The following is a 6,834-nucleotide window of genomic DNA, read 5'->3' as shown; positions in this document are numbered from 1 at the left end:
CGGCCGGACCGGGCGCGCCCGGCGCCGGGCGGACCACCCCCGGCCTGGTCCTGCTCCAGCTCGACGGGGTCGGCCACGACGTACTGCGCCGCGCCGCCGGCCGCGGGGTGATGCCGACGGTCGCCGCCTGGCTCGACGGCGGCCACCGGCTGGCGCCGTGGCGCACCGACTGGTCCAGCCAGACCGGCGCCAGCCAGCTCGGCATCCTGCACGGCTCCACCTACGACGTCCCCGCCTTCCGCTGGTACGAGAAGGACACCGGCGAGGTGGTGGTCTGCAACCGCCCCACCAGCGCCGCCGAGCTCCAGCGCCGCGCCGTCGCCCGCACCGGCGACCGCGGACTGCTCGCGCACGGCGGCGCCAGCCGGGGCAACCTGTTCAGCGGCGGCGCCGACGAGCTGGCGCTGGTCCTGTCGGTCTCCGCCCGGCGCGGCCGCGGCAACCGGTCCCGCGCGGGCTACTTCGCGTACTTCTCCGACCCCGCCAACGCCGTCCGCACCGCCGTCTCCTTCGGCGCGGAAGTGGTCCGCGAGGCCGTCCAGTCGGTCCGGGCCCGGCTGCGCGGGGACCGGCCACGGGTCCCGCGCGGCGGGCTCTACCCGTTCGTCCGCGCCTTCGCCACCGTGGTCGAGCGCGACGTGGTCGTGGCCGCCGTGATCGGCGACATGCTGGCCGGACGCGCCTGCGTGTACGCCGACCTGGTCGGCTACGACGAGGTCGCCCACCACTGCGGACCGCACGGCCCGGACACCGACCAGGTGCTGGCCCGGCTGGACCGCTGCCTCGCGTCGATCGCCCGGGTCGCCGAGCACGCACCCCGCCCGTACCGGATCGTGCTGCTGTCCGACCACGGCCAGAGCCCGGGCGAGACCTTCCTCGCCCGCTACGGCCTGACCCTGAAGGACCTGGTCCGGGCCGGCTGCGGGCTGCCGGTGTCGCGCCGGGCCGGCCGTACGCACAGCGGGGCGGAGGCCCGGGCAGCGGTCCGGGCCGCCCTGCACCGGCCGGAGGAGGAGGACGCGGACGAGGCCCGGCCGGCCCGCGGCCGGGACCCGGTGGTCCTGGCCTCGGGCAACCTCGCGCTGATCTCCTTCCCCGCCGTGCCGGGCCGGGCCCGCCGGGAGTGGATCGAGCGGACCCACCCCGCGCTGCTGCCGACCCTGGCCAACCACCCGGGGGTGGGCTTCCTGCTGGTGGACGGGGAGGTGCTCGGCCCGGACGGGGCGGTGGCCCGGCTGGCCGTACCGGGGGAGGCGGAGGCGCTGCTCGCGCCGTACGGTCCGGGCGCGGCCGAGGCGGTGCGGCGTACGGACGGCTTCCCGCACGTGGCCGATGTCATGGTCAACTCGGCGTACGACCCGGCGGCCGGGACCGTGCACGCCTTCGAGGAGCAGATCGGCTCGCACGGCGGGCTGGGCGGGGAGCAGGGCCGGCCCTTCCTGATGTGGCCGCACGGGCTGTCGGACCCCGGGCGCGCCCTGGTGGGGGCGGAGGCGGTGCACGCCGTCCTGCGCGGCTGGCTGCGCGAGTCGGCACAGGGGGAGCCGGGGCCGCAGTGGCCGGGGAGGAAGCGGGGCAAGCTGCCCGAGCTGCTCGCGGAGGGGCCGAAAGGGGCGGAGGAGGATCAGCGGCAGCAGGCGCCCGCCGACGGAACCCTTCCGTCCGCAGGGGTGTCCGGGCAGGACGAAACCCGGTGATTTGGTGCCGTCCCCGCCGTACCCGACCATGTGTCGACCTGCCCATCATGTGAGACACCCGTAAGGCGCACCACCCATGACGTTGCACGCCGCACCGCCCACCCCAGCACCCGAGCAGGACCGCGGGCAGCAGGACCCCGGCCACCCCGAAGGCGGCGCACGGCAGGAGGGTCCGCACGCCCGGCGCTTCGGCCTGCCGATCGCGACCTGCCTGGTCATGGGCAACATCATCGGCGGCGGCATCTTCCTGCTCCCGGCGTCCGTGGCCCCCTTCGGCACCATCAGCCTGGTCGCCTTCGGCGTCCTGACGGCCGGTGCCATAGCCCTGGCCCTGGTCTTCGGCCGGCTCGCCGAGCGGCATCCGCAGACCGGTGGCCCGTACGTCTACGCCCGCGCCGCGTTCGGCGACTTCGCGGGCTTCCTCGCCGCCTGGAGCTACTGGATCACCGCCTGGGTCTCGAACGCCGCCCTGGCCGTCGCCGCCGTGGGCTACCTCGGCGTCCTCTTCCCGGCCGTGGCGGAGCACCGCTGGTCGATGTGCCTGGCGGCGCTGGCCGTCCAGTGGCTCCCGGCCGCGGCGAACCTGGCCGGCACCCGGTACGTGGGCGCCGTCCAGGTGGTCGCCACCGTGCTGAAGTTCGCCCCGCTGCTGCTCGTGGCGGTCGGCGGCCTGTTCTTCTTCGACCCGGCCAACCTCGGCCCGTACCGGGCGGGCGACTCCTCCGCGATGGGCGCGGTCTCCGCCGCGGCGGCCATCCTGCTCTTCAGCTACCTGGGCGTGGAGTCCGCGGCGGTCAGCGCGGGCGAGGTCCGCGACCCGGCCCGCAACGTCGGCCGGGCCACCGTCCTGGGAACCGTCGGCGCGGCCGTCGTCTACCTGCTGGGCACGCTGTCGGTGTTCGGGCTGGTGGCGCACGAGAAGCTGGTGGACTCCACGGCCCCCTTCACCGACGCGGTCAACGCGATGTTCGGCGGCACCTGGGGCGGCACCGTCGTGGCGTGCGCGGCCGTGGTCTCCATGCTGGGCGCCCTCAACGGCTGGACCCTGCTCAGCGCCCAGACCCCGTACGCCGCGGCCCGCGACGGCCTCTTCCCCCGTCCCTTCGCGGTCAAGCGCCGCGGGGTCCCGGTCGTGGGCGTCGTCGTGACGGTCGCCCTGGCCTCGGCGCTGACCGTGTACAACTACACCTTCGGCACCGGCGGCGTCTTCGAGGTCCTCGTCCTGGTCACCACCTTCACCGCGACCGTCCCCTACCTGCTGGCCACCGCGGCCCAGATCTACTTCCTGGCCTCCGGGCGCGCCGACCGGGTCCACCGTGGACGCCTGGTCCGTGACGCGGTCCTGGCCTGCCTGGCCTTCGGCTTCTCCCTGTGGCTGGTCGCCGGCTCCGGGTACGCGGCCGTCTACCAGGGCGTGCTGTTCCTCTTCGCGGGCGTCCTCGTCTACGCCGTGATGGCGGCCCGCGCCCAGCGGCGGCGCGAGAGCGCCTGACGGACGCACCCGGACTCACCCGGACGCGCCCGGACGCGCCCGGAAACGCCTGGAGGGCCGGCCTTGCGGCCGGCCCTCCAGTCCGTACGTCCCGACTCGGACTCAGTCGAGGTAGTCGCGCAGCACCTGCGAGCGCGACGGGTGGCGCAGCTTCGACATGGTCTTCGACTCGATCTGGCGGATGCGCTCACGCGTCACGCCGTACACCCGGCCGATCTCGTCCAGCGTCTTCGGCTGGCCGTCGTTGAGGCCGTAGCGCATGGAGACCACACCCGCCTCGCGCTCGGAGAGCGTGCCCAGGATCGACTGGAGCTGCTCCTGGAGGAAGGTGAAGGACACCGCGTCGGCCGGCACGACCGCCTCGGAGTCCTCGATGAGGTCACCGAACTCGCTGTCGCCCTCCTCACCCAGCGGGGTGTGCAGGGAGATCGGCTCACGGCCGTACTTCTGGACCTCGATGACCTTCTCCGGGGTCATGTCGAGCTCCTTGCCCAGCTCCTCCGGGGTGGGCTCGCGGCCCAGGTCCTGGAGCATCTGGCGCTGCACACGGGCGAGCTTGTTGATGATCTCGACCATGTGCACCGGGATGCGGATCGTGCGCGACTGGTCGGCCATGGCGCGGGTGATCGCCTGCCGGATCCACCAGGTGGCGTACGTGGAGAACTTGAAGCCCTTGGTGTAGTCGAACTTCTCCACCGCGCGGATCAGACCGACGTTGCCCTCCTGGATCAGGTCCAGGAAGAGCATGCCGCGGCCGGTGTAGCGCTTGGCCAGCGAGACCACGAGGCGGAGGTTGGCCTCCAGCAGGTGGTTCTTCGCGCGCCGGCCGTCCTCGACGAGGATCTCCAGCTCACGGCGGTAGGCCGGCTTGAGCTCTTCCTCCTCCTCCAGCTTGTACTCGGAGAACAGGCCCGCCTCGATGCGCTTGGCGAGCTCGACCTCCTGCTCGGCGTTGAGCAGCGGCACCTTGCCGATCAGCTTGAGGTAGTCCTTGACCGGGTCGGCGGTGGCGCCGGCCACCATGACCGTCTGGGCCGGGGCGTCGTCGTCGTCCTCGTCGGACAGCACGAAGCCCTGGCCGCCGGCCTTGGCCTCGTCCTCGGTGTCGTCCTCGAGGTTCTCGAACAGCTCGTCGTTCTCGAGGTCGGCGGCGTCGTCGTCGCCGTCCTTGGCCGTGGTCTTCTTCGCGGCCGTCTTCTTGACGGCCGTCTTCTTCGCGGCGGTCTTCTTGACCGTCCGCTTCTTCGGCTCGGCGACGGCGGAGGCCGCGGGCGCGGCAGCCGACTCGTCCTCGGTGGCGGCGGCTGCCGCCGGCGATGCGGATATCGCCGCAGCGGTGGCGGGGGAGGCCGCGGTCTTGCGCGCGCCGATGGGGCGCGGCGCGGCCGCCGCCTTCTTGGTCACCGTACGGGCCGGGGCCGCCGCCTTGCGGGGCTTCTTGGCGGGGGCCTTGGTGGCCGGGGCGGCGCTGACGTGCAGCGCGACGCCCTCCTCGTCCAGGACCTGGTTCAGGCTGCGCAGGACCCGCTTCCACTGGTCCACCGGGATGCGGCCGGCCTCGAAGGCCTGGCGCACGTCGTCACCGTTGATGTGACCCTGCTCGCGGCCACGCTCGACGAGCGCGACCAGGGCCTCGGATTCGGCGATCTCCGGAGGGAACGTACGGGACGGGCTGAGCGACACAAGGAGCCTCTCGTTGCGAACAGATAAATGGCGGGCTGGACATCATCGCGCGTCCTTGCGGAAACAGGCCCCAGGGGGGTCGGTATTCCGGGGCCGCGTGAAGACACCTGTCGGTTCATCGCCTGCCCGAGTCGATTCGTTACGCGCTGAATTGAGTGACCTGCGCCACGCCGCCGGGAGGCAACCTCACGCCGCCTTTCATCATCATGCCGCTTTCCGCGCCTCGATGAGGACACGGGCGGTGTGCGCGGCGAACGGACCCTCCCGCCCGATCCGTTCGCGGCCCGTTCGCGGCCCGTCCGAGGGACGTCCGCGGCACGTCCGCGGTCCCCCCGTGGAGCGCCCGCCGCCGGTCCCGAGCGCCTCGGCCCGGCGCCCGGCCGCCGCCGGACGAGGCGCGTCGAGTGGTCGACTACAGTGGGCGGCGGGCCGTGACTGGCGTTCGGGTGGATCACCACCGGGGAGCGGCCCGGCATACGGCCGCACCTGTCCCGCCGTACGCAGACTGCCGCGCGCCTGGGCGAAACCGCGAAACGCGAACCGCGAATCCGCAGCGACGTTCAGGAGACCCCGTGACGACTGCCCAGACCGCCCAGCTCATGGACGGCACCGCCCTGGCCCGCCGGATCAGCGAGCGGACCGCCGCGTACGCCGCCGCGATCACCGAGCGCACCGGCACCGCCCCCTGCCTCGCGACCGTCCTGGTCGGCGAGGACCCCGCGTCCGTGACCTACGTCCGCATGAAGCAGAACCGCTGCGCCAAGGCGGGCATCACCTCCCGCCACGTGGAGCTCCCGGCGGAGACGACCACCGAGGAGCTGGTCGCGACGATCACCGCCCTGTCCGAGGACCCGGAGATCAGCGGCATCCTGCTCCAGCACCCGGTGCCGCACCACATCGACGAGCGCGCCGCCTTCGAGGCCATCGCCCCGGGCAAGGACGTCGACGGCGTCACCATGCACTCGTTCGCCGCCATGGGCTTCGGCCTGCCGGGCTTCGTCTCCTGCACCCCGGGCGGCATCATGCGCCTGCTCGCGGAGTACGACGTGGACCTGGCCGGCAAGCACGCCGTCGTCGTCGGCCGCAGCGCGATCCTCGGCAAGCCGGCGGGCATGCTGCTGCTGGAGCAGAACGCCACCGTCACCTACTGCCACTCCCGCACCCGGGACCTGTCCTCGATCGTGCGCCAGGCGGACGTGCTGGTCGCCGCGGTCGGCAAGGCCGAGTTCATCCACGGCGACGACATCAAGCCCGGCGCCGTGGTCCTGGACGCCGGCTACAACGAGGGCAACGTCGGCGACGTCCACTTCGAGTCGGCGGCCGCCCGCGCCTCGCTGATCACCCCGGTCCCGGGCGGGGTCGGCCCGATGACCATCGCCGTGCTGCTGGAGCAGACGGTGCAGGCCGCGGCCGACCAGGCCGGCCTGGCCCTGGCGGACCTGGCCTGACGGGCGCGCCGCCACGAGGATGCGCGGGGGCCCGGCCCCGCGCATCCTGAAGGCAGCGGACGATCGACGTCCCCCCACCGGGAGGCGGCCATGCCGTTGGCTGTGCAGCTGGTGCTTTCCCTGACGGTGCTCCTGCTCGTGGCGGGGTCCGTGACCGCCATGGTCCTGCACCCCACCCGGGTGCGGGCCCTGACCGGGCTGCTGGTGGTGCTGGGCGGCGACGCCGCGATCGTGCTGCTGGCCTACTGGGCCGCCGTACGGCTGGGCGGCCTCGGCCAGCCGGCCGCCATCGGCGTGCTCACCTCGGCGTTCACCGCGGTGAGCACCATGACCACGGCCTACCTCGGCATCAAGGCGGTCTCGAACACGGCCCAGGTCCTCACGGAGCAGCCGGTCGGCGCCCTGGAAGGCGAGGGTGGGCCGCCGGGGGCCGGCGGCCGGCCCCCGGCCCCCGGCGGCGAGCCCCCTTCCCCGGGCAGCGCGCCCCCGTCCCCCGGCGCGGAGCCCCCCGCCC

At 73.7% G+C, this 6,834-nt stretch carries 5 protein-coding genes and 1 riboswitch; of the genes, 4 read left to right on the top strand and 1 reads right to left on the bottom strand.

Annotation, left to right across the window (positions count from 1 at the left end):
- Window positions 1-1,697 (top strand): alkaline phosphatase family protein (locus tag GPJ59_RS31630; RefSeq protein ID WP_219671353.1); only part of this gene is annotated, 1,697 nt, incomplete at its 5' end.
- 76 nt (window positions 1,698-1,773) lie between these two features.
- On the top strand, window positions 1,774-3,189 hold the full coding sequence (locus GPJ59_RS31625; RefSeq protein WP_258025218.1) for an amino acid permease: 1,416 nt from the start codon (window positions 1,774-1,776) through the stop codon (window positions 3,187-3,189).
- 102 nt (window positions 3,190-3,291) lie between these two features.
- Here the strand turns inward: GPJ59_RS31625 and GPJ59_RS31620 are convergent, their stop codons facing one another.
- On the bottom strand, window positions 3,292-4,872 hold the full coding sequence (locus GPJ59_RS31620) for an RNA polymerase sigma factor (protein ID WP_219671352.1): 1,581 nt from the start codon (window positions 4,870-4,872) through the stop codon (window positions 3,292-3,294).
- A 421-nt stretch (window positions 4,873-5,293) separates the two neighbouring features.
- Window positions 5,294-5,401: riboswitch (ZMP/ZTP riboswitch) on the top strand.
- 43 nt (window positions 5,402-5,444) lie between these two features.
- Here GPJ59_RS31620 and GPJ59_RS31615 point away from each other — a divergent pair.
- Entirely contained in the window at window positions 5,445-6,320 is an 876-nt protein-coding gene (locus tag GPJ59_RS31615) for a bifunctional 5,10-methylenetetrahydrofolate dehydrogenase/5,10-methenyltetrahydrofolate cyclohydrolase (protein ID WP_308120591.1), read from the top strand.
- Window positions 6,321-6,410: 90 nt separating this feature from the next.
- A partial coding sequence (locus GPJ59_RS31610; RefSeq protein WP_219671351.1) for a hypothetical protein occupies window positions 6,411-6,834 on the top strand: 424 nt, incomplete at its 3' end.

Source organism: Streptomyces bambusae (assembly GCF_019400985.1).
In the GTDB taxonomy this organism is placed as follows: domain Bacteria; phylum Actinomycetota; class Actinomycetes; order Streptomycetales; family Streptomycetaceae; genus Streptomyces; species Streptomyces bambusae_A.
The sequence above is the reverse complement of the archived record's forward strand: the minus strand, read 5'-3'. Positions and strand labels throughout refer to the sequence as shown.

What these genes read in the sequence shown, in the direction of transcription:
- GPJ59_RS31625 (WP_258025218.1), top strand. Translation starts at nt 1,774, where the DNA reads ATGACGTTGCACGCCGCACCGCCCACCCCAGCACCCGAGCAGGACCGC.